The 24833-nt window shown below is 70.4% G+C and carries 20 protein-coding genes and 1 pseudogene; 12 read left to right on the forward strand and 9 right to left on the reverse strand.

All coding sequences use genetic code 11. The features are described from left to right. Positions 1-8: 8 nt before the first annotated feature. The gene (gene cydD, locus BMH31_RS11355) at positions 9-1712 is read left to right on the forward strand and encodes a thiol reductant ABC exporter subunit CydD (RefSeq protein ID WP_099725137.1); all 1704 of its coding nucleotides are present in this window, start codon (positions 9-11) and stop codon (positions 1710-1712) included. Further along, positions 1709-3388, forward strand: coding sequence for a thiol reductant ABC exporter subunit CydC (gene cydC / locus BMH31_RS11360; protein ID WP_099725136.1), 1680 nt, complete (start codon positions 1709-1711; stop codon positions 3386-3388). The genes cydD and cydC overlap by 4 nt, the downstream gene beginning before the upstream one ends. Positions 3389-3393: 5 nt before the next feature. On the opposite strand, the gene BMH31_RS11365 is transcribed toward cydC, so the two are convergent. Further along, the gene (locus tag BMH31_RS11365; protein ID WP_099725135.1) at positions 3394-3855 is read right to left on the reverse strand and encodes an Lrp/AsnC family transcriptional regulator; all 462 of its coding nucleotides are present in this window, start codon (positions 3853-3855) and stop codon (positions 3394-3396) included. Between the two features lie 141 nt (positions 3856-3996). On the opposite strand from BMH31_RS11365, the gene BMH31_RS11370 reads away from it, so the two are divergent. From BMH31_RS11370 to BMH31_RS11380, 3 genes are read left to right on the forward strand one after another with little or no spacing between them, the layout of a single operon-like run. Beyond that, positions 3997-4650, forward strand: coding sequence for a cyclase family protein (locus tag BMH31_RS11370; protein ID WP_158234971.1), 654 nt, complete (start codon positions 3997-3999; stop codon positions 4648-4650). A 41-nt stretch (positions 4651-4691) separates the two neighbouring features. After that, a complete protein-coding gene (gene kynU / locus BMH31_RS11375) occupies positions 4692-5963 on the forward strand; it encodes a kynureninase (RefSeq protein WP_099725133.1) in 1272 nt (423 codons plus the stop codon). 57 nt (positions 5964-6020) lie between these two features. Next, entirely contained in the window at positions 6021-7406 is a 1386-nt protein-coding gene (locus BMH31_RS11380; RefSeq protein ID WP_099725132.1) for an amino acid permease, read from the forward strand. Here BMH31_RS11380 and BMH31_RS11385 read toward each other — a convergent pair. Genes BMH31_RS11385 through BMH31_RS11395 form a run of 3 tightly spaced genes read right to left on the reverse strand, consistent with a single transcriptional unit; the run spans position 7394 to position 9409 of the window. Continuing rightward, a complete protein-coding gene (locus BMH31_RS11385) occupies positions 7394-7657 on the reverse strand; it encodes a hypothetical protein (RefSeq protein ID WP_206746920.1) in 264 nt (87 codons plus the stop codon). The two genes, BMH31_RS11380 and BMH31_RS11385, sit on opposite strands and share 13 nt — an antisense overlap. A 2-nt stretch (positions 7658-7659) precedes the next feature. After that, on the reverse strand, positions 7660-8601 hold the full coding sequence (locus BMH31_RS11390) for an SPFH domain-containing protein (RefSeq protein ID WP_099725131.1): 942 nt from the start codon (positions 8599-8601) through the stop codon (positions 7660-7662). Positions 8602-8644: 43 nt separating this feature from the next. Further along, positions 8645-9409: an aminotransferase class IV gene (locus BMH31_RS11395; RefSeq protein ID WP_099725130.1), complete on the reverse strand. Its 765-nt coding sequence runs from the start codon at positions 9407-9409 to the stop codon at positions 8645-8647. 55 nt (positions 9410-9464) lie between these two features. Here BMH31_RS11395 and BMH31_RS11400 point away from each other — a divergent pair, with 55 nt between their 5' ends. Next, positions 9465-10841, forward strand: a complete 1377-nt coding sequence (locus BMH31_RS11400; RefSeq protein WP_099725129.1) for an anthranilate synthase component I family protein — start codon at positions 9465-9467, stop codon at positions 10839-10841. A gap of 52 nt (positions 10842-10893) precedes the next feature. Then, positions 10894-13410 carry a leucine--tRNA ligase gene (gene leuS / locus BMH31_RS11405; protein WP_099725128.1) on the forward strand — a complete coding sequence of 839 codons (2517 nt, stop codon included), beginning with the start codon at positions 10894-10896 and terminating at the stop codon, positions 13408-13410. An 85-nt stretch (positions 13411-13495) separates the two neighbouring features. On the opposite strand, the gene BMH31_RS11410 is transcribed toward leuS, so the two are convergent. From BMH31_RS11410 to BMH31_RS11420, 3 genes are read right to left on the reverse strand one after another with little or no spacing between them, the layout of a single operon-like run. Then, complete coding sequence (locus BMH31_RS11410; RefSeq protein ID WP_143469862.1) at positions 13496-14335, reverse strand: hypothetical protein; 840 nt, start codon at positions 14333-14335, stop codon at positions 13496-13498. Beyond that, the gene (locus BMH31_RS11415; RefSeq protein ID WP_099725126.1) at positions 14332-15051 is read right to left on the reverse strand and encodes an ABC transporter ATP-binding protein; all 720 of its coding nucleotides are present in this window, start codon (positions 15049-15051) and stop codon (positions 14332-14334) included. Before BMH31_RS11415 ends, BMH31_RS11410 begins: the two co-directional genes overlap by 4 nt. Beyond that, entirely contained in the window at positions 15048-15431 is a 384-nt protein-coding gene (locus tag BMH31_RS11420; protein WP_099725125.1) for a GntR family transcriptional regulator, read from the reverse strand. Before BMH31_RS11420 ends, BMH31_RS11415 begins: the two co-directional genes overlap by 4 nt. 178 nt (positions 15432-15609) lie before the next feature. Between BMH31_RS11420 and BMH31_RS11425 the strand changes: the two genes are divergently transcribed. The 3 genes and pseudogenes from BMH31_RS11425 (at position 15610) to holA (ending at position 20029) form a co-directional block, all read left to right on the forward strand. Then, positions 15610-16410: a helix-hairpin-helix domain-containing protein gene (locus tag BMH31_RS11425; protein WP_241898256.1), complete on the forward strand. Its 801-nt coding sequence runs from the start codon at positions 15610-15612 to the stop codon at positions 16408-16410. A gap of 743 nt (positions 16411-17153) precedes the next feature. Then, positions 17154-18284, forward strand: a pseudogene (locus tag BMH31_RS15765) (ComEC/Rec2 family competence protein); the annotation flags it as partial. 797 nt (positions 18285-19081) lie between these two features. Next, positions 19082-20029 carry a DNA polymerase III subunit delta gene (gene holA / locus BMH31_RS11435; RefSeq protein WP_342586344.1) on the forward strand — a complete coding sequence of 316 codons (948 nt, stop codon included), beginning with the start codon at positions 19082-19084 and terminating at the stop codon, positions 20027-20029. Between the two features lie 467 nt (positions 20030-20496). Here holA and rpsT read toward each other — a convergent pair whose 3' ends face one another. Then, on the reverse strand, positions 20497-20757 hold the full coding sequence (gene rpsT, locus BMH31_RS11440; protein ID WP_099725122.1) for a 30S ribosomal protein S20: 261 nt from the start codon (positions 20755-20757) through the stop codon (positions 20497-20499). 133 nt (positions 20758-20890) lie between these two features. After that, a complete protein-coding gene (locus BMH31_RS11445) occupies positions 20891-21688 on the reverse strand; it encodes an MOSC domain-containing protein (RefSeq protein ID WP_099725121.1) in 798 nt (265 codons plus the stop codon). A gap of 91 nt (positions 21689-21779) precedes the next feature. Here BMH31_RS11445 and lepA point away from each other — a divergent pair, with 91 nt between their 5' ends. Together lepA and BMH31_RS15590 are read left to right on the forward strand one after the other, a co-directional pair. After that, positions 21780-23630 (forward strand): translation elongation factor 4, encoded by a 1851-nt coding sequence (gene lepA, locus BMH31_RS11450; protein WP_099725120.1) that lies wholly within the window; start codon positions 21780-21782, stop codon positions 23628-23630. Then, the gene (locus tag BMH31_RS15590; protein ID WP_241898257.1) at positions 23627-24832 is read left to right on the forward strand and encodes a DUF1990 family protein; all 1206 of its coding nucleotides are present in this window, start codon (positions 23627-23629) and stop codon (positions 24830-24832) included. The genes lepA and BMH31_RS15590 overlap by 4 nt, the downstream gene beginning before the upstream one ends. The last annotated feature ends 1 nt before the right edge of the window (position 24833 follow it).

A 24833-nucleotide genomic window follows, 5' to 3' on the forward strand; every position in this document is an offset into this window, starting at 1 on the left:
GATCCGAGATGAAACCACTCGATCCCCGGCTGCTGCGGACGGCTCGGGCCGCCCGCAGCGTGCTGGCGATCGGAGCGGTCCTCGGCGTGGTCCGTACGCTCGCGGTGGTCGCCTGGTGCTGGTTCCTGGCCCAGGCGATCACCGCGGTCGCGCTGCCCGCTCTCGGGATCCCGGGCGGAGCCGCGAGCGCGGCGGGCGGCCGCGTCGCCGAGGGCTCGTCCTCCGTCGCCGATCTGCCTTCGCTGCTGCTCGCGGCCGGAGCCGCACTGGTCGTGCGCACCGGCGCGGGCTTCGCGATGGATCGCCTCGCGGCGCGCGGCGCGGTGCTCGCGAAGTCCCAGCTGCGTACTGCGGCGCTCGACGCGCTCGATGCCCGCTCGCCTCTGGCGACGGACGGCCGCTCCGAGGCGGAGCGCGCCGTGTCGCTCGGACGCGGCCTCGACGCGCTGGACGGCTACTTCTCGGGCTACCTGCCCCAGCTGATCCTCGCGGCGTGCGCGACGCCGATCCTCGTGCTCACGGTGCTGCTCGCCGACCCGGTGAGCGGGATCACCGTGCTCATCGTGTTCCCGGTGATCCCGATCTTCATGATCCTCATCGGGCTCGCGACGCAGCGGGTGCAGGACCGCCAGTGGTCGCAGCTGAACCGGCTCTCGCGATCGTTCCTCGACGCGGTCGAGGGCTTGCCCACGCTCAAGATCTTCCGCCGCGAATCGCGGCAGAGCGAGCGCATCGCGCGCGAGACCGGCGATTACCGCTCCCGCACGATGCAGGTTCTGCGGGTCACCTTCCTCTCGGGCTTCGTGCTCGATCTCGCGGGCACCTTCTCGATCGCCCTGGTCGCGGTGACCGTCGGCACCCGGCTCGTCAGCGGGAGCTTCCCCCTCGGGCTCGGCCTCTTCGTGCTGCTCCTGCTGCCCGAGACCTTCGCGCCCATCCGGCAGGTCGGCGCGGCCTACCACGCCTCGGCGGAGGGGCTCGCGGCGGTCGGTGCCGTGTTCGCGCTCATCGACGGCCCGAGCGATCCGGGCCCCCGCGGCGATGAAACGGCTGGGTCCAAGGGTGCGAGCGGGGCCCCGTCCACCGTCCGTGCCGAGCTCGGTCACGGACTCCGGGGGATCCGCTTCGACGGGGTCGTGGTGCACCGCGGCGACCGTGCAGTCGTCGGCCCGGTGAGCTTCGAGGTCGTTCCGGGCGAAGTCGTGGCGCTCGCGGGGCCGTCCGGCGCCGGTAAGACGAGCCTCGTCGCGACCCTCCTCGGGTTCCTCGAACCCAGCACGGGCTCGGCCGCGCACTCCGGCGCGATCGCTTGGAGCGGGCAGCGCCCCGACCTGCTGCAGGGCACTGTCGCCGAGAACCTCGCGCTCGGTGCCGATCGGATCGACGACGAGCGCGCGGAGCGCGTGCTCGAACGGGTCGGGCTCGGCGATCTCGACGCCCGGACCCCGCTGGGTGCCGGCGGCTCCGGCCTGTCGGGCGGGCAGGCGCAGCGCGTCGCCGTCGCCCGCGCGCTCTACCGCGCCGACGAGGCCGGCGCGCACGCCCTCGTCCTGGACGAGCCGAGCTCCGCACTCGATGCGCAGAACGAGACCGTGCTCGCCGACGCGCTCCGTGCCGAGGCGGAAGCCGGGCGCGCGGTGCTCGTCATCAGCCACCGGGCGGCGCTGCTCGCCTCGGCGGACCGCGTGGTCCGGATCGGAGACACCGAATGACCCGCTCCGTCGCGTTCGAGCGAGAGGCGACTCCGCTCGAACGAGTCATCGCCCTGGCCCTGCCCGAACGGTCGAAGCGCGCGCCCGGGGTCGTTCTCGGCGTGCTCGCGGACGCCTGCGTGGTCGGCCTGCTCGCGCTGAGCATGTGGCTCATCGTGCGCGCGGGGGAGCAGCCCCCGATCCTGCACCTGACCTTCGCGATCGTGGGCGTGCGCGCGCTCGCGATCGGTCGAGCCGCCTTCCGCTACGCGGAGCGGCTCGCCAGCCACCGTGCGGCGCTCACCCAGCTCTCCGATCTCCGCGTGCACGCCTACGAGCGCCTCGTCCCCAGGATCCCCGGCGCGATCGAGGACCGACGGCGGGGCGAAGTCCTCGGCGCCTTCGTCGACGATGTCGACCAGCTGCAGGACCTTCCGCTCCGCGTCCGCCAGCCGATCGTGACGAGCAGCATCGTCATCGGTCTCGCCCTGCTCGCGATCGCGATCGTGTCGCCGCTCGCCGCCCTGATCCTCGCGTTGGCGCTCGCGGGGGCGGGCGTGCTCGCGATCCGCTGGTCCTCCAGGATCGCGGCCGAGAGCGATCGCGAGCTGGGCGCCGCGCGCGCGGCCCTGCTGGACACGCTGCTGGAGCGCTTCCGTGCGGCCGAGGCCCTCGCGGCGTTCGGCGCACTGGACCGGCAGCGGGCACGGATTTCCGCGGCCGAGGCCGAGCTGTCCCGCGTGCAGCTGCGCCGGGCCCGGGCCGCCGGGCTCAGCGCGGCCGTGCTCGGGGCGGCCTCGGGGATCGCCTCGATCGTGATCCTGCTGCTGCTCGCGCCGGTGACCGGGCAGGGGCTCTCCGCTCCGCTGTTCGCGGCGGCGGTCGTGGTCCCGGCCGCGGTGTTCGAGGTGTTCGCGCTCGTGCCGACGGCGTTCGTGGCGCGACGCACCGCACTGGCGAGCGCCGAGCGGGTCGCCGAGCTGATCGAGACGCCGCTGCCGGCCGAGATCCCCGTCGACGGTGCGGGCGATGGCGCCGCGGCTCCCGCTGAGGATCCGCGCGCCGCGCTGCTCGAGGTCCACGGCCTCTCCGCTGCGCACCCGGGTTCCGCCGGCCCCGCGTTCTCCGGAGTGAGCTTCGCGCTGCACCCGGGCGAGACACTGGTGGTGTCGGGCGAGAGCGGTGCGGGGAAGAGCACGCTCGCGGCTGCACTCGTGCGATTCCTCGACTACTCGGGCTCGTACGCGATCCGTGGGCGGGAGGCGCGCGATCTCGCTCAGACGGAGGTGCGGGCCGTCGTCGGGCTCTGCGAGCAGACCCCGCACCTCTTCGACACCGACCTGCGGCAGAACCTGAAGTTCGCGAAGCCCGACGCGAGCGACGACGAGCTGCTGGCCGTGCTCGATCGGGTGCGTCTCGGCGACTGGGCACGTGCCCGCGGCGGGCTCGGTGCGCAGGTGGGCGAGCGCGGAGCGCTCGTCTCGGGCGGCCAGGCGCAGCGTATCGCGCTGGCCCGGGCGATCCTCGCGGAGTTCCCGGTCGTGATCCTCGACGAGCCGACCGCGGGTGTCGATCGGGAGGTCGCCGATGCGTTGCTCGCCGACCTGCTCGGGGCGCTGCCGGACGAGCGCGCCGCGATCCTGATCACCCACACCGAACTGCCCGAGGGGGTACGGGCGCGCCGCATCGAACTCTGAGCCGGTCAGACCGGGCTGAGGCCGCGGAAGTGGTCGAAGACGATCTGGGTCTGGGACTGGGCGAGCGCGGGATTCGAGCCGATGTGCTGCGCGATCAGATCGCGCAGCGCCGGCACGCTCGCGCACGCGACGTGGAGCACGAAGTCGCGATCGCCGCCGATCAGGTAGACCTGCTGCACCCCCGGCACCCGGCGCAGCTGCTCGGCGAGCACCGGGATTCCGTCGCGCTCGTGGCTCAGCACGCGGAGCAGGATCAGCGCGTTGACGCTGGACCCGGTCACCTCCGGATCGATGTCGGCGCGATATCCGCGGATCACCCCGGCGGCCTCGAGTGCGCGAACGCGCCCGTGGCAGGTGGAGACGGGCATTCCCACGCGAGCCGCGAGTTCGGTGTAGGGCAGACGGCCGTCCGCGGCGAGCTCGGAGAGGATCGCGCGGTCGGTCTCGGTGAGCGGGAAAGTGTTCACGGGCTCCTCCAGATGGGCGGGTCACGCTGAAGCCTATCCGGATGATCTACCGAAAGCTGGAAGATTTCCGGATTATCGGCGCCAGTCCCGCGTTCTCGACAGACTGAGATCGAAACCGCACGTTCGCGATGGAGGGAAGCCGTGCAGATCATCGACCTCAGCCCCGCAGTCGACGGTGCGACCGCCGTCTGGCCCGGCGACGCCCCGTTCCGCCTGCAGCGGCGCTGGTCGATCGCCGCGGGGGACTCCGTCTCCGTGCAGACCATCACGAGCACCGGCCACGTCGGTGCGCACATCGATGCACCCGCCCACGTGCTCGAGGGCGCCCCCGACGCCGCGTCGATCGATCTCGACGCCTGCATCGGATCCTGCCTGGTCCTCGACGTCTCCGAGCTGGTCGATCGCTCGAGCGATCCGTTCAGATTCGCGCCGGAGTCCGCGATCCGCGCGCGGATCGCGGACGTCTCGGCCGCGCCCGTCGAACGCCTGCTGCTTCGGCATCGCGCGGTACCCGGCAACGACTGGATGCCGAAGAGCCCGGGCGTCGACCCCGCGTTCGTGCGCTGGTTCGCCGAACAGGGAGGTCGACTGCTCGGGATCGATCTCGACTCCTTCGATCCGCTGCAGGACAACGTGCTCGCGGCTCACCGGGCGGCCATCGCCGCAGAAATCGTACTGCTCGAAGGACTGGATCTCGCGCTCGCGCCCGAGGGGCCCGGCGAGCTCATCGCGTTCCCGCTGCGCCTGGTGGGCGCCGACGCATCGCCCGTGCACGCCGTGCTCCGGCGCCCCTGACCCCCCCCGAACTTCCCATCCCGGTCGACCGAGAGGACCCCATGACCGACACCGACCGCACTCCGATCACCCGCGCGTTCTGCGCGGAGGCCGATGCCCAGGACCCGCTGGCCGGGCTCCGCGACGAGTTCCTCCTCCCGGAGGGACTCGTGTACCTCGACGGCAACTCGCTCGGAGCCAGGCCGAAGGGAGCGCTCGAACGCGCGGCGGCGGTCATCGAGCGCGAGTGGGGGCACGACCTCATCGCGAGCTGGAACACGCACGACTGGTTTGAACTGCCGAAGCGGATCGGCGCGAAGATCGGACGCCTGATCGGCGGCGAGCGCGGCGGATGCGTCGTGAGCGACACGACTTCGATCAACCTGTTCAAGGTGCTCGCCGCCGCGCTGAAGATTCAGGAGCGGGCCGCTCCGGAACGCCGTGTCATCGTCTCGGAGCGCGAGAACTTCCCGACGGATCTCTACATGGTCGAGGGGCTCGCGAAGCTGCTGGACCGCGGCTACGAGCTGCGCCTCGTCGACGAGGATCTGCCGCTCTCGGAGGCGCTCCGCGCGGATGTCGCCGTGCTCCTGCTCACGCACGTGAACTACCGCACGGGGGCGCTCTGGGACATGGCGGCGGAGACGCGGCGTGCGCACGAGGCCGGTGTTCTGGTGATCTGGGATCTCTGCCACTCGGTCGGCGCGGTGCCCGTCCGCGTGAGCGAAGCGGACGCGGACTTCGCGATCGGCTGCACCTACAAGTACCTCAACGGAGGGCCGGGATCGCCGGCGTTCGTGTGGGTGCATGAGCGCCACCAGGCCACAGCCGAGCAGCCGCTCTCGGGCTGGTGGGGGCATGCCGCACCGTTCGACATGGCCGTCGCGTTCGAGCCCGCGCCGGGGATCGACCGCTTCCTCACCGGGACCCAGCCGATCGTCTCGCTCGCGATGACCGAGGTCGGTGTCGATCTTGCGCTGAGCGTCGACGACTGCGCGCTCCGTGAGAAGTCCCTCGCGCTCACGACCCTCTTCATGCACCTGGTGGACCAGCGGCTGTCGCATCACGATCTGACGCTCATCACCCCGGAGGATCCGGGGCGACGGGGCAGTCACGTGAGTTACCGGCACCCGGAGGGGTACGCCGTCATGCAGGCGCTCATCGCGAACGGCGTCGTCGGCGACTACCGCGAGCCCGAGGTGCTGCGCTTCGGCATCACTCCGCTCTATGTCGGCTTCCTGGACGTGTGGGACGCGGTGGAGACGCTCCGATGGGTGCTCGACGAGGAGGTATGGCGGGCGCCCGAGTTCCAGACCCGCGGCGCGGTCACCTGAGCGCCGACCGCTCCTGATCCAGCCCTGCAACGACGCACGACCGAACGGACCAGCACCATGACTCGAGAGTTCAGCGACATCCAGACCCGCGAGATCGGGCTTCAGAAGACGCTCAGCGCCCGCCAGCTCAGCATGATCGCGCTGGGCGGGGCCATCGGCACCGGCCTCTTCCTGGGGAGCAAGTTCGCGATCGGGTTCGCCGGCCCGAGCGTGATCGTCAGCTACATGATCGGCGGTGCGATCGCGCTGATGCTCATGGGCGTGCTCGCCGAGATGACCGTGAGGCACCCGACCTCCGGATCCTTCGGCGCCTACGCCGAGCACTACCTGAACCCGCTGTCGGGGTTCCTCGTGCGCTACATGTACTGGGCCTGCATCGTGCTCGCGGTCGGCACCGAGGTGACGGCGGTCGGCGAGTACATGCAGCTCTGGTTCCCCGGTGTCCCGCCCTGGATCTGGGTCGTGCTCTTCTCCGCCGCTCTGATCGGCGTGAACGCGATGAACGTGAAGAACTTCGGCACGCTCGAGTACTGGTTCTCGGCGATCAAGGTGTTCGCGATCATCGCCTTCGTGATCGTGGCGGCCTGGCTCGTGTTCTTCTCGGGCGACGGCGGCTACGGGCTGCATAACTGGACGGCGGGAGAGGGGTTCATGCCGAACGGCCTGACCGGCATGTGGTTCGCCGTGATCGTCTCGATCTTCAGCTATCTGAGCATCGAGATGATCGCGGTCGCGGCCGGCGAAGCGAAGGAGCCGGAGGCGGCCGTCAAACGCGCCTTCAGAGCGACGATCTTCCGCCTCGTGGTCTTCTACTTCCTCACCCTGTCGCTGATCGTGTCGATCGCGCCGGTGTCCGAGATCCTCAGGGGCGGGAGCCCGTTCGTCACGGTGATGCAGCTCGTCGGGATCCCCTATGCGGACTCGCTCCTCAACTTCGTGGTGATCATCGCGGCCCTGTCGGCGATGAACAGCCAGCTCTACATCTCCACCCGCATGATGTTCTCGCTGGCGCGAGCGGGGGAGGCGCCCCGGGCATTCGGGCGGGTCCGGCAGAACGGTGCGCCGCTCAACGCGCTGCTGCTGTCGACGGCCGGCATCGCGGTCGCGACGATCATCTACGTGCTGATCCCGGGTGAGGCGTTCACCATGATGTTCGCCATCTCGATGTTCGGCGCGATGTTCACCTGGTTTATGATCTTCGTCACGCATATCGCCTTCCGGCGGCGGATCGCAGCTTCGGGGGAGGAGCTCGCCTACCGCGTGCCCGGGTCGCGCGTGGGCGCCGTCATCGGGGCGGTGCTGATGCTCGCGGTCGCGGTCTCGACGGCGTTCACGGAGGAATTCCGAGCGACGCTGCCGTTCGGAGTGCTGGCGCTCGTACTCGCCATCGGGGCCTTCTTCGTGCTGCGGAACCGGCGTCGGCGGACTGCTCAGCCGCTCTGATCGGTGCGGGGCCGGCCTCGGCCGCGCATCGGTTCCGCCCCGGGATCCCGACCCGCGTCCGCGAGCGCCTGCCGCAGCAGCACCTCGATCTGCGCGTTCACCGATCGGAGGTCGTCGGACGCCCACTTCGCGACGGCCGCGTGCACGCGGGGATCGAGCCGGAGCAGCAGCTGCTTGCGCTCACCGCTCCGTCGCTGCGACGACCCCGTGTGCCGGCGGCCGTCCGCTTCCGCCTCGGACCTCTCGGACATGATCAGCTGTAGAGGGAGCCCGCATTGATGACGGGGGTCGCCCGCTGGTCGCTCGTGAGCACGAGCAGCAGGTTCGAGACCATCTGCGCGCGCCGTTCGTCGTCGAGCACCACGACGCCCTCCTGCTCGAGTCGGCCGAGGGCCTGCTCGACCATGGTGACGGCGCCCTCGACGATCTTCTCGCGGGCGGCGATCACCGCGCTGGCCTGCTGGCGCTGGAGCATCGCCTGCGCGATCTCGGGAGCGTACGCGAGCGACGAGATGCGCACCTCGATCACTTCGAGGCCGGCGATCGCGACCCGCGCAGCGACCTCCTCGGCGAGCTCCGCCGAGACGAGATCCGTGCTGCCGCGCAGCGACTGCTCGCCCGGGCCCGGCTCGTCATACGGGTGGGTGGTCGCGACGTGCCGCAGCGCGGCCTCGGCCTGGGTCTCGATGAACTCGCCGTAGTTCTCGACGGCGAACATCGCCTTGGCCGTGTCGGCGACCTGCCAGACCACGATCGCCGCGATGTTGACCGGGTTGCCGTCCGAATCGTTGACCTTCAGCTCGTTGGTCTCGAAGTTGTGCACGCGCACCGAGACCTTCTTCCCGCTCGTGAAGGGGGCGACGAGGCTGATGCCGTCGCGGCGGACGGTTCCGACGTAGCGTCCGAAGAACTGCCGCACCGAGGTGTGGCCCGGCGTCACGATGGTGAGCATCGTGCAGATGAGCACCGCCCCGATGATGACGACGAGACCCAGGACGAGGATCGCCCCGCCGGCGCCGTCTCCGCTGTCGAGGAGTGCGCCGCCGCCGATGACCAGGAGGCCGCCGCCCGGGAATCCGATGATGGCGAGCAGCAGTGCCGTGATGCCGGCCGCGCTGCCGAGGTGCCAGGCGGACCGCTCGGCGATATCGACGCGGATCCCGTCGTGGCCGACGGGTTCGGGGGTGGTGGTCATGGGCGGGCTCCTTCGGTCGCCGGGGTGCGATATTAAAAAGATATCACTTTATGCGGAGCTGAGCTGGCGCGACCTCCTGCCAGGTCGCATCGATCGCCTCCCGGAACCGCGCGAGACGATGCGGATCCGGGGCGGGCGGCATAATGCCGTCGATGGCGCTCACCGGGCGGATCCCGTGCAGCGCGTTGACCGCCCAGACCTCGTGCGCAGCGAGCGCCTCCGGTTCGAGCGACGCGGAGGCGCGGGGGATCCCGAAGGCTGTCGCGGCCTCGTCGATGAGCCGTTCCGTCACGCTCGGCACCCGGGCGGAGACCTCGCTGGCGAACAGGACCCCGTCCTCCCACCAGATGAGCGACGTGGTCGCGCCCTCCACCGCCCGGCGCTGCGGATCGAGCAGCAGGGCCTCGGCGCCGAGGCTCCGATTGAGCTCGGCGAGCCGCGAGATGTTCGGTCCCTTGCGGTCGGGATGCTCGAGCACGACGCCGGGCGCGGAGCGCAGTTCGATCGCGGTGCGGAGCTCGGGCAGCGGCCGCAGCGACAGGCGCAGCTGCAGGCCGCGATCCGCTCCGCTGCGCCGGAGCTCCCAGCGGGGGAATCCCTCGCCGTACTCGGCGATGCGGAATCGTGCCTCGTCCAGGAAGTTGCCGAGGCCGCGGAGCCCGCCGCCGCTCGCTCGATGGGTGGAACAGACGAACCGGTCGATGTGGTGGCTCAGTCCGCGGACCTCCGCTCGCCCCTCGCGGACCCGCACGCGGAAGGAATCCGCCACGAGCAGCTCGTCGCGCGGTGCGGGCTCCGGATGCGTCACGGCGCTGCCCCTTCCTCGCGCGGTCCCTGGCTCCGTCCCACACTACGCTGGCTGCATGGTCGAAGCGGTGCGCGGTGCGGTTCGCACCCTGCCGTACCCGGGGGATCCCGAAGCGGTCGCGCGGGCGCTGTCCACGGAGCCGGCCTGGTTCTGGCTTGACGGCTCCGCCGCAGGGGACTCCCGGACGAGCTATCTCGGCGCGGCCGATCAGGTCGTCGACGCCCGGCCCGGCCGGGAGCAGGAGTTCCTGGCGCTGCTCGAGCCCTCGAACGACGCGGGTGCTCGCCGCGGTTTCTCCGGCGGCTGGGTCGTCGCCCTGTCGTACGAGTTCGGCGTGGCGCTGCTCGACCTCGAGCCGGCCCCCGACACCGCGGCTCCCGCCTTCGCCCTGCGGGCATCGACCGTGCTCGTGATCGATCACGAACAGGAGGCCGCCGAACTGCGGGGCGAGAGCGACGCGGCGATCGACGCGTGGATCGCGCGGTTCGGGACCAGCCTCTTCGCCGAGCCCCGGGCGGTCGGCGAGCGGGCCGACGAGAAGGGATCGGACGGCCCGGCAGAGTCCACGGGGGCGCCCGCGTGGCGGCGGACCGCGGCGGACTACCGCGCCGACGTCGAGGCTTGCCGTTCCGCGATCGCGGCGGGCGACGCCTACGTGCTCTGCCTCACGGACACCGCCGAGATCGAGGGGAGCTTCGACGCGCTCGACCTCTACCGCGAGCTGCGGGCGGCGGGCGGCGCGATCCGCGGCGGCGTCGTCGCGTCGCGCGATCGTGCGCTCGTCAGCGCCAGCCCCGAGCGCTTCATCGAGATCCGCGGGGACGGCGTGACGACCCGGCCGATCAAGGGCACGCGGCGGAGGGATTCCGATCCGGCACGGGACGCCGAGCTCGCGACCGAGCTCGCCCACGACCCGAAGGAACGCGCCGAGAACCTCATGATCGTCGATCTCATGCGCAACGACCTCAGCCGGGTCTGCCGGCCGGGCAGCGTCCGCGTGGACGGCTTCCTCAGGGTCGAGACCCACGCGCACGTGCACCAGCTCGTGAGCACCGTCCGCGGCCGCCTCGAACCGGGCGCGGGCATCGCCGAGGTGCTCCGATCCTGCTTCCCCGGCGGATCCATGACGGGGGCGCCGAAGCGCCGTGCGGTGGAGATCCTCGCCGGGCTCGAACGGGGGCCGCGTGGCCTCTATTCGGGATGCTTCGGGTGGATCGGAGACGGGGGCGACGCCGAGCTCGCGATGACGATCCGGAGCGCCGAACTGCGCGGAGGATCGCCCGAGCCCGGACCGGCTCCGTCGCGTTTCGAGACCGCTCGCGTCGGCGCCGGAGGCGGCATCACCGCGGACTCGGATCCTGAACGCGAACGCGCGGAGAAGGAGCTGAAGGCGGTGCCCCTGATCCGCGCGCTCGGCGCGGTATCCTGGTGACTTGTGCGCCCGCTGCCGAGCGGGTGCGTGCGAGTAAGAGATCGAGGTGCGCGTGACCGAGCAGCAGGCCGAAGGCTACGACTTCCGGGCGATTCAGGATCGATGGCTTCCCGTGTGGGAGCAGCTCGAGCCGTTCGCCGCGGGTCGTTCCGACGACGGACGGCCCAAGAAGTACGTGCTCGACATGTTCCCCTACCCCTCGGGCGACCTCCACATGGGGCACGCCGAAGCGTTCTGCTTCGGCGACGTGCTCGCCCGTTACTGGCGCGGCCGCGGCTACGACGTCCTGCACCCGATCGGCTGGGACTCCTTCGGCCTCCCGGCCGAGAACGCGGCGATCAAGCGGGGTGTCGATCCCCGTGAGTGGACCTACGCGAACATCGCGCAGCAGAAGGCCTCGTTCCGACTGTACGCGCCGTCGTTCGACTGGAGCCGCGTGCTGCACACAAGCGACCCCGAGTACTACAAGTGGAACCAGTGGCTGTTCCTCAAGATGTACGAGAAGGGCCTGGCCTACCGCAAGGCGAGCTGGGTCAACTGGGATCCGGTGGATCAGACGGTGCTCGCCAACGAGCAGGTGCTGGCGGACGGCACCTCCGAGCGCTCCGGCGCCGTGGTCGTCAAGAAGAAGCTCACCCAGTGGTACTTCCGCATCACCGACTACGCGGATCGCCTGCTCGACGACCTCGACCAGCTCGAGGGCAAGTGGCCCACCAAGGTGCTGAACATGCAGCGCAACTGGATCGGCCGATCCGTCGGTGCCGAGGTCGAGTTCGAGATCGAAGGCCGGGCCGAGAAGGTCCCGGTCTTCACCACGCGCCCCGACACGCTGCACGGCGCGACCTTCATGGTTGTCGCGCCGGACTCAGACCTGGCCGCCGAGCTCGCCGCTTCGGCGTCGGCCGAGGTGCGTATGCAGTTCCAGGCCTACCTCGAAGAAGCGCAGAAGCAGAGCGAGATCGATCGGCAGAACGCCGACCGGGAGAAGACCGGCGTCTTCCTCGACCACTTCGCGATCAACCCCGTCAACGGGGAGCGGATCCCGGTCTGGGCCGCCGACTACGTGCTCGCGGACTACGGTCACGGCGCGATCATGGCCGTGCCCGCGCACGACCAGCGCGACCTCGACTTCGCGCGCAAGTTCGACCTGCCGGTGCGGGTCGTGCTCGAGGTGCGCGACGCCGAAGGCGAGATCGTCGCGGATCCGGCCGAGAGCGGCGTCGCCGCCTCGGGCGACGGCGTGCTCGTGAACTCCGGCGAGCTCGACGGCCTCGGCAAGACCGATGCCATCGCGAAGGCCATCGAGGTGCTCGAAGCGCGCGGCACGGGCCGCGGAGCCAAGACCTACCGCCTGCGCGACTGGCTCATCTCGCGCCAGCGCTACTGGGGGACCCCGATCCCGATCCTCCACGGAGCCGACGGTTCCATGCGTCCGGTCGAGCAGTCGGCGCTCCCCGTCGAGCTGCCGGCGTCCGAGGGCCTGGACCTCAAGCCGAAGGGCGCCTCGCCGCTCGGCGCGGCCACCGAGTGGGCGACCGTCGTCGATCCCGAGACCGGCGAGACGCTGACGCGCGATCCCGACACCATGGACACCTTCGTGGACAGCTCCTGGTACTACTTCCGCTTCCTGTCGGCGAACGACGATACCCAGGCGTTCGATCCCGCCGAGGCCAAGAAGTGGGCGCCCGTCGACCAGTACGTCGGCGGCGTCGAGCACGCGATCCTGCACCTGCTCTACTCGCGCTTCATCACCAAGGTGCTGCACGATCTCGGCTATATCGACTTCGAGGAGCCGTTCCTCGACATGCTCAACCAGGGCATGGTGCTGCTCGACGGCGCCAAGATGTCGAAGTCGAAGGGCAATCTCGTCGAGTTCGCCTCCGAGCTGCGCGATCACGGCGCCGATGCGCTGCGCGTCACGCTGGCATTCGCGGGCCCGCCCGAGGACGACATCGACTGGGCCGACGTATCGGTGCAGGGCTCGGCCAAGTTCCTGGCCCGCGCCTGGCGCATCGCGGACGACGTGCAGAAGTCCGGCTCGGCGGCGGGCGCGTCGTTCGACTCGGGCGATACCGGGCTGCGCCGAGCGACGCACAAGCTGCTGGCCGATGCGCCGGAACTGGTCGAGGCGTACAAGTTCAACGTCGTCGTCGCGCGCCTCATGGAGCAGGTCAACGTCACCCGCAAGGCGATCGACGCGGGTGCCGGAGCGGCGGACGCCGCGGTGCGCGAGTCGGCAGAAGCGATCGCGATGATCCTGTCGATCTTCGCGCCCTACGCGGCGGAGGACATGTGGGCGAAGCTCGGACACGAGCCGACCGTCGCGCTGGCGGTGTGGCCGCAGGCCGATCCCGCGCTCCTCGTCGAGGACGAGGTGACGATGGTGGTCCAGGTCGATCGCAAGGTGCGCGACCGCCTGACGCTGCCCGCGTCCGTCACCGAGGCCGAGGCCGAGACCGCGGCGCTCGCATCGCCCGCCGTGCAGCGCGCGATCGGCGACCGCGAGATCGTCAACACCGTGGTGCGCGTGCCGAAGATCGTGAGCATCGTCACGAAGCCCGCGAGCTAGGTGCCACCCCGGTCGCCGATGGCGGCCGGAACGACGAAGCGGAGCGGAACCTGCGCGGTTCCGCTCCGCTTCGTCGTTCGCGGGTTCAGCGCAGCGAGGTGCGCCGTTCGATCGAACGCACGCCCCACCACGCCAGCAGGGCCGTCACCGCGATGGTCAGCGGGATGACGCCGAGACCCAGCACGTCGACCTGCTGCTGTCCGCCGGCACCGGGGTTCCGGAGCGCGTCGATGAACTCCTGCAGCATGCCCTGCGCGACGAGGGTGCCGGCATCGGGGCCGCCGATGGTCAGGCCGAGGGGGACGAAGAGCATCGCCGCGAGTCCGGCGGCCTGCATGAACACGTAGAGTCCGACCCAGCCGAGCAGCGGAGCACCGAACCCGAGCCGGTTGAACCGTCCCTCGGCGCCGATCGACATGATCGCCGCACCGCAGAGCACCGCGAAGACCAGTTGCACGAGCAGGACGACCGCGAGGAACCAGAGCATGGGAGCCCCCAGCGAGTCGAGCGTGCCGCGGAGCGATTCGAGGGCGGCAGTTGTCGAGAGCCCCTGTGAGATACCGAGCACCACCATCGCAGTGGCGAGCCCCAGGGCCGAGATCGCAGCGGCGACCACAGCGACGAGCAGGGCGTACAGCGTCTTCGCCCAGAACAGGCCGCGACCGCGCACCGGGATCGACATCGTGAAGTAGCCCTCGCGCCCGTACATCGACTGCCAATAACGGATCGCGAGGACCGCGAGCGCCGCGGGCACCAGCAGGAGCGATGCGAGGATCCCCACCACGAGCCCGGCGGAACCGATCAGCGGAACGCGGAGCGCGGCGAGGATGAAGGAGAACGCGGCGACGAGGACGATCGTGCCGAGCGTGCCGAGGAGCATGCGCCGGCTCGTGCGGAGCTCCTGGGAGATGAGTGCCGACATCATGATGCATAGACCTTTCGGAAGAGGGCGTCGAGGCCCATCTGGTGCTGTTCGCGGAGCTCATCGGCCGCGCCCTGGAGCAGGATCCGACCGCCTCGCAGGAACACGACCGAATCGACGATCGCCTCGACATCCTGGATCAGGTGCGTCGAGATGATCATGAGCGAATCCTCGGCGAATCCGGAGATGATGCCGCGGAGGATCACATCGCGCGATGCCGGATCGACTCCCGAGATCGGTTCGTCGAGCAGGTAGACGCGGGCGCGGCGGGACATCGCGAGCGAGATCTGCAGCTTCTCGCGCATTCCCTTCGACATCTCCTTGAGGGTCAGGTCCCACGGGAGCGCGAAGAAATCGATCATCTCCCGCGCCTTCGCCTCGTCGAAGTCTGCGAAGAAGCGCGCGTACTGCGCGATGGCATCCGCGGGGCGGAGGCCGTCCGCGAGGAACGACGCGTCCGGAAGGAACGAGACCATCGCCTTCGATTCCGGTCCCGGCGTGCGCCCATCGATGCGGACCTCGCCCTCCCACTCCGAGAGCAGACCCGCCAGGATCTTGAGCAGGGTGGTCTTGCCGGAGCCGTTGTCGCCCATCAGGCCGACGATCTGTCCGGTGGCGAGCTGCAGCGAGAGCCCGTCGAGCGCGTCGCGCCCGTGGTAGGTCTTCCGGAGTCCCTCGACCTCGACGGCCGGGTGCTCCGGGGTGATCGATGTGCTCATGGCACGTCCTTTCCGTGTGCTGCGCGCTGTGCCCAGCGCTGTTCGAGAAGCGCGAGGGCGGTGGCGGGTTCGAGCCCGATGCCGCTCATCGCGTCGATGAAGTGATCCGCCGAGGTCTCGGCGAGTGCGGACCGCGCAGTCGCGACCGACTCGCGGTCCGTGGTCACGAACCGACCGACGGTGCGTTCGGTGGTGGTGAGACCGAGGCGGTCGATCTCGACCAGGGCTTTCTGCACCGTGTTCGGGTTGGCGCCGAATTCGAGCGCGAGCTCGCGGACGGATGGGATCTTTCCGCCGGGTGGCCACTCGCCCGAAGCGATGAGGCGGCGGACCTCGTCGACGAGCTGCGCCCAGATGGGGCGGGAGTCATCGATCCTCATGGGTGTCCCTGCTCTCGGAATCTCGTGCGACGCGTTGTCTCACTGTATTATTACACTAATACAGTTGATCCGGCCATTCGATCCGCATCCCCCGCGCGGACGCGCCCACCGAGACGCATCACTCCGCTCCCTGTGCAGAACCGACCGACCGCGGCCCCACCCACCTACGGTCGTTCGCATGTCCCACATCTCGTCACCGCCTCCGCTCGACCGCACCCAGATCCGCCGCGCGCTCCTCGAGCGGTTCGGCCCGCAGCTCTCGGCCGAACCGCCGCCCACGCCGATGCGCCTGCAGCCGGTGACCCCGGTGCGGGAGCACCTGCGGCGGGCCGTGGCCGTGCCCATGGTCGTGGGCATCGCCGTGTTCACGATCGCAGTCGTGGTCGCGGTCGCTCTCGTGTGGTTCCGGCCGCACCGCGTCGAAGCCGCGCCGAGCACCGCCGAGGCGGTTCACCGCGTCACGGACGAGGGTCGCGCCGCTGCAGATGCGTCGCCGCAGCGGGGCGTGCCGCACGACCAGCCGGACGACGCTCCCCGTTTCGTGCACGTCATCGGCGCGGTCGAACACCCCGGAGTGTTTCGGATGCCCGCGGGCGCGCGGGTCGAGGACGCGGTCGAAGCAGCGGGCGGCGCCACCGAGGAGGCGGTCGTCGCGGGTGTCAACCTCGCGAGGACCGTGCAGGACGGCGAGCAGATCCTGATCCCGACCCGGTCCGATGCGGCCGATCCCTCGGCCGCCGGTGGAGGCACTGCCTCCGCCGGCGCGGGCGGGCCCGGCGACTCGGCTCAGCTCGATCTGAACGAGGTGGACGCCGCGGGGCTCGAGGCGCTGCCTCGCATCGGCCCCGCGCTGGCGCAGCGGATCGTCGACTGGCGCACCGCGAACGGTCGTTTCCGCTCCGTCGAAGACCTGCTCGAGGTACCCGGCATCGGTGAGAAGACGCTCGACGGGTTCCGCGACGCCGTGCGGGCGGGGTGAGCGCTGCGCGTCGCCCCGGCAGCGTCGAGGGGCTCTGGCGGGTGCTCGCCCCGTCGCTCTGCACCTGGGCCCTTGCGGCCGTCGTCATCGCGTTGCCCGGTGCCGGTGTCTGGCTGAGCGTCGTTTCGGTGCTGCTGGTGCTTCTCATGGGAGCGGTCGTGTACGTCCGCGGTCGTCGGCGGAATCGGACCGGGCGTCAGCCGGACTCGGTGCTCGGAACCCGGGTGTTCCGTACCCGGGTGCTCGGTGCGCTGCTGATCGGGGCCGCGGCGCTCCTCCTTCTGGGGGCCAGATTGATCGTGCTCGAGGAGGAGCGGAGGCATCCCGGGTTGAGCGCATCGGCCGACATCGGCCGCGCGATGACCGTCGAAGTGCGGCTGAGCACCTATCCGGGGTCGCGGTCATCAGAAGAAGGGACGCGATCCTGGCTCCGGGGAACGGTCGATGCCGCGCCCGTCCTCGTCTGGCTGGACGGAGCTCCCGCGCCCGAGTGGGGGCCGGGAAGCCGGGTCCGGGTGACGGGCGGGGTCCGAGCGCAGCCGCCCGAATCGGGCGCCGCCTTCGAGATATCCGCGCGCGGCGCCGTCGAGTCGATCCAGGGTTCGCTCGACGGCGTCGTGGGTGCCTTAGCGGAGTCCCGCGCCCGCCTCGCCGTCGCGGCCGCCGGCGTTCCGGGCGCCGAACTGGTGCCGGGCTTTGCGGTCGGCGACACGAGCTCGGTGCCGGAGCGCCTCGGCGACAGCATGCGTGCGACCTCGCTCACGCATCTCACAGCGGTATCCGGGTCGAACTGCGCACTCGTGATCGGCGCAATCACCTGGGTTTCGACGCGCCTCGGCGCCGGGCGCCGCACCCGGATCGTGCTCTCGGGGCTCGCTCTCGTCGGTTTCGTCGCCCTCATCGGTCCCGACCCGAGCGTGCAGCGTGCGGCGGTCATGGCGGGAGTGATGCTGGCCAGTCGATTCGGGGGAGCGCCGGGGGCCGGGCCGCCCGCGCTTGGCGCGGCCGTGCTGCTCCTCGTGCTCGCCGACCCCTGGCAATCGAGGCAGGCAGGGTTCGGGCTGTCCGTGCTGGCGACCGGGGGAGTCCTGCTCCTCGTCCCGGTGATCGAGGAGCGCCTGCGACGGACTGCGCGGCTGCCCCGGGTGCTCCGTTTGCCGATCGCGATGAGCGTCGCATCGCAGCTCGCCTGCGGCCCCGGTCTGCTCCTGATCGAACCGGGAATCCCGTTGGCCGGCATCCTCGCGAACCTGCTCGCGGCGCCCGCGGCACCGATCGGCACCGGCATCGGATTGATCGGGTTGCTCCTGCTCGGGGTATCCGAGCCGCTGGGAAGCGCCGCCGTCGTGGTGGCGAGTTGGGCGGCTCGCTGGGTGGCCGCCGTCGCCGAAGTCTGCGAGACCCTTCCGCTCGCCCGACTCGACTGGCCGGGAGGGTGGGGCGGCGCGGTGCTGCTGATCGCCGCACAGTGCGCTCCGATGATCGCGGTGGGACTGCGTTCCGGCGTAATCGGGCTGCCCGGAGGTGCGCGGGTGCGGCAGCGCGCGCCGTGGCGTCCCGCCCCGGCGGCGCCGACGATGGTGCGCGTCGTGATCGCGCTGCTCGTGTTCGGCGCCGCGGGGATCGCAGCGGGGGTTACGGTCGCGGTTCCACTCGCGGAACGCGCGGCCACGCCCCGCGACTGGGCGTTCGTCGCCTGCGATGTCGGGCAGGGCGACGCGCTGCTCCTGCGGGACCCTCGGTCGCCCGACGCGGTCGTGCTGGTCGACACGGGGGACGATCCCGAGGCGCTCGCGCGCTGCCTTCGGCGCTTCGAAGTCGCCCGGATCCGGCGCCTCGTGCTCACTCACGACGATCGCGACCACGTCGGTGCGCTCGGGCGGGTGATCGACCGTGTCGACTCGGCGACCATCGCACCGCCTGTCGGCAAGACCGTCGCTCGAACAGGCGGAGGAACCGCGCCGGATGCCTGCGTCAGCGACCCGAGAGCCGTCGCAGAGCGGCGCGTGCTCCGCGAACTGTGCGCGGCCGCGGTGCCGGTCGAGCTGGGGTTCGCGGGGCGCGAGATCTTCCTGTCGGCCCCCTCCGGTGGCTCCGGTGCTCCCGAGAGCGCGAGGCGGGACGAGCGCTCCGGAATCCAAGTCTCGGTGCTCGCGCCGTCCGTCGGCGAGCGGCCGGCTGATTCGAACGGCGCCTCCCTCGTGCTCGGCGTGCGGGTGCTCGGGTTCGCGATGCTGCTGCTCGCCGACACCGGGCGCGAGGAGCAGCTCAGGCTCCAGCGAGCGGGGACCGACCTCTCGGCGGATCTCGTGAAGATCGCGCACCACGGTTCGCGCGATCACGATCCACGGTTGGCGACCGCGGTCGGTGCGGGACTCGCCGTCGTCTCGGTGGGGGCGGGTAATCGTTACGGGCATCCGACCGTCGAGACGATCACGTCCTACGAGCAGGCGGGCGCCGTCGTGCTGCGCACGGATCGACTCGGCGCGATCGCGATCTCGCCTCGGGTCGACGGAGCGGCTCGGGTATGGGCGGAGCGCGGTGGCGAAGCGACGGACGGGCGGACGATGTCGGCGGCCTGCCCTAGGCTTGAGGGGTGGCAGCGGCAAAGGGCGGAAGCAAGAGCAAGATCCCTCAGGTGGGATGGTTCGAAGCGCGGCCCGCCCCGGTCGTGCTCATCAGCGGACCCGAAGCGTTCCTCGCCGACCGCGCTGCGCGGACCATCCGCGATCAGCTCAAGGCCGCGGTCCCCGAGACCGAGGTCCACGACCTCGAAGCCTCCGGCTACGCCTCGGGCGAGATCTTCACGATCGCGAGCCCCTCCCTCTTCGCCGAGCCCCGCCTCATCCGGGTCGATGGTGTCGAGAAGTGCTCCGACGCGTTCATCACCGACATGAAGCGGTACCTTGAACAGCCGGCCGACGACACGACTCTCGTGCTCCGCCACGGCGGCGGGCAGCGCGGCAAGGCCGTGCTCGATCAGGTCCGCGGGCTCGCAGACGCGATCGAGATCCCATGCCTCGAGATCAAGAAGGATCAGGACCGCTACGACTTCGCCATGGGCGAGTTCCACCGACTCGGGGCGCAGGCGACGCCCGGCGCGGTGCGACAGCTCGTCCTCGCCTACGCGGGCGGTCTCGGCGAGCTCGCCGGTGCCTGCGCTCAGATCGTCGAGACCGCGGGCGCCCGCATCACCGAGGACGACGTCGAGCGGGCCACCGAGGGGCGCGTGGAGGCGAGCGCGTTCAAGGTCGCCGATGCGGCGACTGCGGGTAAGGCGGCCGATGCGCTCGTGCTGCTCCGCCAGGCGCTCTCGACGGGCACCGATCCCATTCCCATGCTCGCTGCGCTCAACTTCAAGCTCCGCGGCATCGCCCGGGCCTACGGAGCCCGCGGATCCGCGGGGCAGCTCGCGAAGGACCTGGGCATGGCACCCTGGCAGGCGGAACGTGCGGTGAAGGACGGCCGGGCGTGGAGCGAGGAGCACCTGGCGGCGGCGATCGATCTCGCGGCCGAGACCGAGTGGCTGCTCAAGGGCGGCAGCCGGGACCCCGAATATGCGCTGGAACGCTTCGTGCTCTTCGTCGCCCGCCGCGGCCGCGAACCCCGCCGCGCCTAATCCGCCGGCGGCGGTTCCGGCCGCACCGATTCCGGTCGCACCGGTTCCGGCAGCGACGGACCTCACTCGACCGGCTCTCGCTGCAGAGCTTCTCGCCGCAGAGTTTCGCGACGGATCGCTTTCTCCGAGGAGATGCTCTCCCACCGGGCCACGTACGAGACGGCCGTGGTCGATGCGCGCCGGGTCGGGTTCCGAGCGTCCGTACGCCCGACGTCCGATCGTGGGCGCGGCGGCTGCCGGTGCAGGCATCGGCCTGTCCGCCACGCCGCGCCAGCCCGCCGACCACGCCGAACACCGAACACCGCATCAGGCCGAACAGCCTGCCCCGAGGCCGACGCTCGGTGGTCGAGAGAAACGCGCGCAGGGTGGAAGCGCCAGATGCGCGGAGCTGTATGGAGCCCGAGTACACAACAGGCCCCGCCGGAATCCCGGCGGGGCCTGTTGGAAGCTGTGAAAGCTGGTCGAGCTTAGAGCGCGGCGACCTTGACCGCGAGCTTCGACTTGCGGTTCGCGGCCTGGTTCTTGTGGATGACGCCCTTGCTCACGGCCTTGTCGAGCTTGCGCGCGGCAACCTGCAGCTTGGCCTCGGCAGCGCTCTTGTCGCCGGCGGAGATCGCCTCGCGCACCTGACGGATCACGGTGCGGAGCTCGCTCTTGTACGCACGGTTGCGCTCGGTCGCCTTGCGGTTGGTCTTGATGCGCTTGATCTGCGACTTGATGTTTGCCACGTTGGGTTCTGTCCTTACGAGGTAAGAGGTATTGACGGGTTGTCCGCGCGGCGAGAGAGGGCACCTTGCGGGGTGTGTGGTGTTGATCCACACGCAAGCCAAGAGTCGAGTTTAGCAGAGATGGGTGCGGAGTTCAGGCGATGAGCTCGACCGTGTCGCCGATGCGGATCGTGCCGCCGCTGTGAAGGGGGAGCAGGAACCGCCCGAAGGTCGGCTGCGTCTGCCCGATCACCCGGGTCAGCGTGGTGAGTACCTCGGCGTCGCGGACGCCCGTTTCGGGATTCGCGTGCGTGTTGAGGCAGCGGCCGATCACCTCCTGCGGCGCGAACTCGAGGTCGCCGATCCGCACCCGCGACAGCTCCGAGATCTCCTCCCAGGGCTCGACGCCCTCGATCGCGATGTTGGAGCGGAAGCGGTGATCGTCGATGGGGCGGGCGAGCGCCGCGCCGAGGGCGCGGATGCTCTCGCGGCTGTGCATCGAGACGAATCCGCGGGCGCTGTCCTGGAACCGGGAATGATCGGCATCACCCAGCAGACTCAGCGGCAGGCGTCCGGGGGCCTCGAGTCCGCGCGCGTCGGCCGAGCCCAGCAGGTACTCGGTCACGGCCGTGGAGAGCCGCTCGCGCCCATCGTCCGTAAGCGGCTCGTCCAGGTGCAGGCCGTCGGGCCCGTCGATGCGGATCCGCCCCGCGGAGACGTCGGTCGAGAGCTTGAGCGCGGTCAGCGCCGGATACTCCATCCGGGTCAGGCCCTTCGACTTGGACCAGATCTCCATGCCGTCGCGTTCGCGCGGCGCGAGCGCGTTCGCGTACCGGAAGGCGAACGCTCGATCCCCGCGCACCCGTCCGTCATCCTGGATCGTGAGCTCCTCGCAGGCTTCCTGGGTGAACCCCTTGACCGGGAAACGATAGAGCGCGACGACCTGTGCCATGGTCCAATCCTCGCAGACTCCGCCGCGCGGGAGCGCGTTCGAAGCGCGAACGGCCGCGGGAGCCGCGGTTCTCTGGAATAATGGCCTCCATATGTCTCCACGAAGTGTGAATCCGCCCAAGCCGGCTGCGACCGACCCCGCGCAGATCCGCAACTTCTGCATCATCGCGCACATCGACCACGGCAAGTCGACGCTCGCTGACCGCATGCTGCAGATCACCGGCACCGTCTCCGACCGCGATATGCGCGCGCAGTACCTCGACAACATGGATATCGAGCGCGAGCGCGGCATCACCATCAAGTCGCAGGCGGTGCGCATGCACTGGCAGGCCGCCGGCGGCGACTACGCGCTCAACATGATCGACACGCCGGGGCACGTCGACTTCAGCTACGAGGTCTCGCGCTCGCTCGCGGCCTGCGAGGGCGCGATCCTGCTGGTCGACGCCGCGCAGGGCATCGAGGCGCAGACCCTCGCCAACCTGTACCTGGCGATGGAGAACGACCTCGAGATCATCCCCGTGCTCAACAAGATCGATCTGCCCGCGGCCGACCCCGAGCGGGTCTCGCGTGAGATCGCCGACCTCATCGGCGGCGACCCCGACGACATCCTCAAGGTGTCGGGCAAGACCGGCGCGGGCGTCGAAGAGCTGTTGGATCGCGTCGTCGAACGGATCCCGGCGCCCGTCGGCCAGGCCGATGCGCCGGCCCGCGCGATGATCTTCGACTCGGTCTACGACCCCTACCGCGGCGTCGTCACCTACGTCCGCATGGTCGACGGCCGGCTGACGCCGCGCGAGAAGATCCAGATGATGTCGACGAAGGCCGAGCACGAGGCGCTCGAGATCGGCGTCTCGGCCCCTGGCCCGACCCCCACGGGCGGTCTCGCCGTCGGCGAGGTCGGCTACCTCATCACGGGCGTGAAGGACGTGCGCCAGTCGAAGGTCGGCGACACCGTCACGACCAAGCTGAAGCCCGCCGAGGAGCCGCTCCCCGGCTACACGGACCCCAAGCCGATGGTGTTCTCGGGACTATACCCGATCGACGGCAGCGACTACCCGGTGCTGCGAGAAGCGCTGGACAAGCTGAAGCTCTCCGACGCGGCCCTGCAGTACGAGCCCGAGACCTCGGTCGCCCTGGGCTTCGGATTCCGCTGCGGATTCCTCGGTCTGCTCCACCTCGAGATCATCAGCGAGCGCCTGCGCCGCGAGTTCGACCTCGATCTCATCGCGACGGCACCGAGCGTGGTCTACCAGGTCACGCGCGAGGACGGCAAAGAGATCACGGTGACCAACCCGTCGGAGTACCCCGATGGCAAGATCGCCAGCGTGCGGGAGCCGATGGTCCGCGTCGCGATCCTCGCGCCGAAGGATTACGTCGGGACGATCATGGAGCTCTGCCAGAGCCGGCGCGGCAGCCTGCTCGGCATGGAATACCTCGGCGAGCGCGTCGAGCTGCGCTACAGCATGCCCCTCGGCGAGATCGTGTTCGACTTCTTCGACCATCTCAAGAGCCGCACCCAGGGGTACGCGAGTCTCGACTACGAGCCGATGGGCGAGCAGGAGGCCGATCTGGTCAAGGTCGACATCCTGCTCCAGGGCGACAAGGTCGACGCGTTCAGCGCGATCGTGCACCGCGACAACGCCTACCACTACGGCACGATGATGGCGGAACGGCTGCGCAAGCTGATCCCGCGTCAGCAGTTCGAGGTGCCCATCCAGGCCGCGATCGGCGCGCGCGTCATCGCCCGCGAGACCATCCGCGCGATCCGCAAGGACGTGCTCGCCAAGTGCTACGGTGGCGACATCAGCCGCAAGCGCAAACTGCTCGAGAAGCAGAAGGAGGGCAAGAAGCGCATGAAGATGGTGGGCCGGGTCGAGGTGCCCCAGGAAGCCTTCATCGCTGCGCTCTCGGGTGACGTGGAGGGCAAGGAGCAGACGAAGTGAGTCGGCGCAGCAGTTACGTGCCGATGCCGGTGACCTATGCCGCCGTCGGGGCGTCGAACGCGCCGGATCTGCTCCGTTTCCCGCCCGAGGGCACCACCCCCTTCGAAGAGTCGCTGCTGATCGGCAGCGGACAGGAGCGCTTCCTGGCCGCGGTCAGTCTGCTCATGACCTGGGGTGCGCACCGGGCATCCGGCGAGACCGTCGCCGACGTGGTCCGTGGAGACGGCGGGCAGTACGCGGGGCTCACCTTCGACGAGCAGGGTTCGGCGGAGGCGCCCGCCGCGCGCGAGGACCACTTCGGTCCCGACGGCGAGCCGTACCTGACTTCCGGCACGACCGCGACGATCAGCCGCAACGGCGGCAAGCAGTCCCGCCGCATCCGAGTGGTCTATGTGATCGACGAGGCCGACCGCGTCGGCTTCGCCATCGGCACGGCCGACGACAACGGCGCGATCGGCGAGGAGCTGTTCCTCGTCGAGCACCGTTCGGACGACACCGTCTGGGGCGTCACCCGGGGCTTCCTCGGGTCGACCAGCGCGCTCAAGGGACGCTCGCAGATCCGTTCCGCGATCGGGCGTGCCAAGCAGCACCTCGAAGCGATGCTGCCGGGTGTGGTGCCCGACGCGGCTCCCGTCGAGGCGGCCGCGTCCGAGCGTGAGCCCGCGGCGGTGCATGCCACCCCGACGGTGCCCGCGCCCGGGTTGACCGGGGGTGCGGGACCCGCGTCGAACGCCCCGGCTCCGGCAGAATCCTCGCCGGTTGCGGTCGAGTCGACCGAGTCCGATGACCTCCCTCAGGCGTCCGCGCCGAGCACCCCGCAGGCGGCGCCCGAGCCTGCACCGCTGCTCGAAGCCGAACCGCAGGCGACGGCCGACCCCCTTGCGGCTGAGGCCGCCGCGGTGGATCCTGGCCCCGAGCCCGAGCCCGAGCCCGAGCCCGAGCCCGAGCCCGAGCCCGAGCCCGAGCCCGAGCCCGAGCCCGAGCCCGAGCCCGAGCCCGATGCACCCGCCGATTCGGACGCGCCCACCGACGTCGACGCGCCCGCCGACTCCGAGCCCGCTCAGGACGAGCCGCATGACCCGGCGCCCGTGACCGCGAAGTCGTGGGGCAAATCGAAAGGCAGAGCCCAGAGCGGCAAATCGCCCGGCTCGAAGCCGCACGGTGGCAAGAATCGCGGCAAGTCGCGCGGCGGCAAGGGCTAGG

Origin of the sequence: Leucobacter sp. OLIS6 (assembly GCF_002752355.1) — a bacterium.
In the GTDB taxonomy this organism is placed as follows: domain Bacteria; phylum Actinomycetota; class Actinomycetes; order Actinomycetales; family Microbacteriaceae; genus Leucobacter.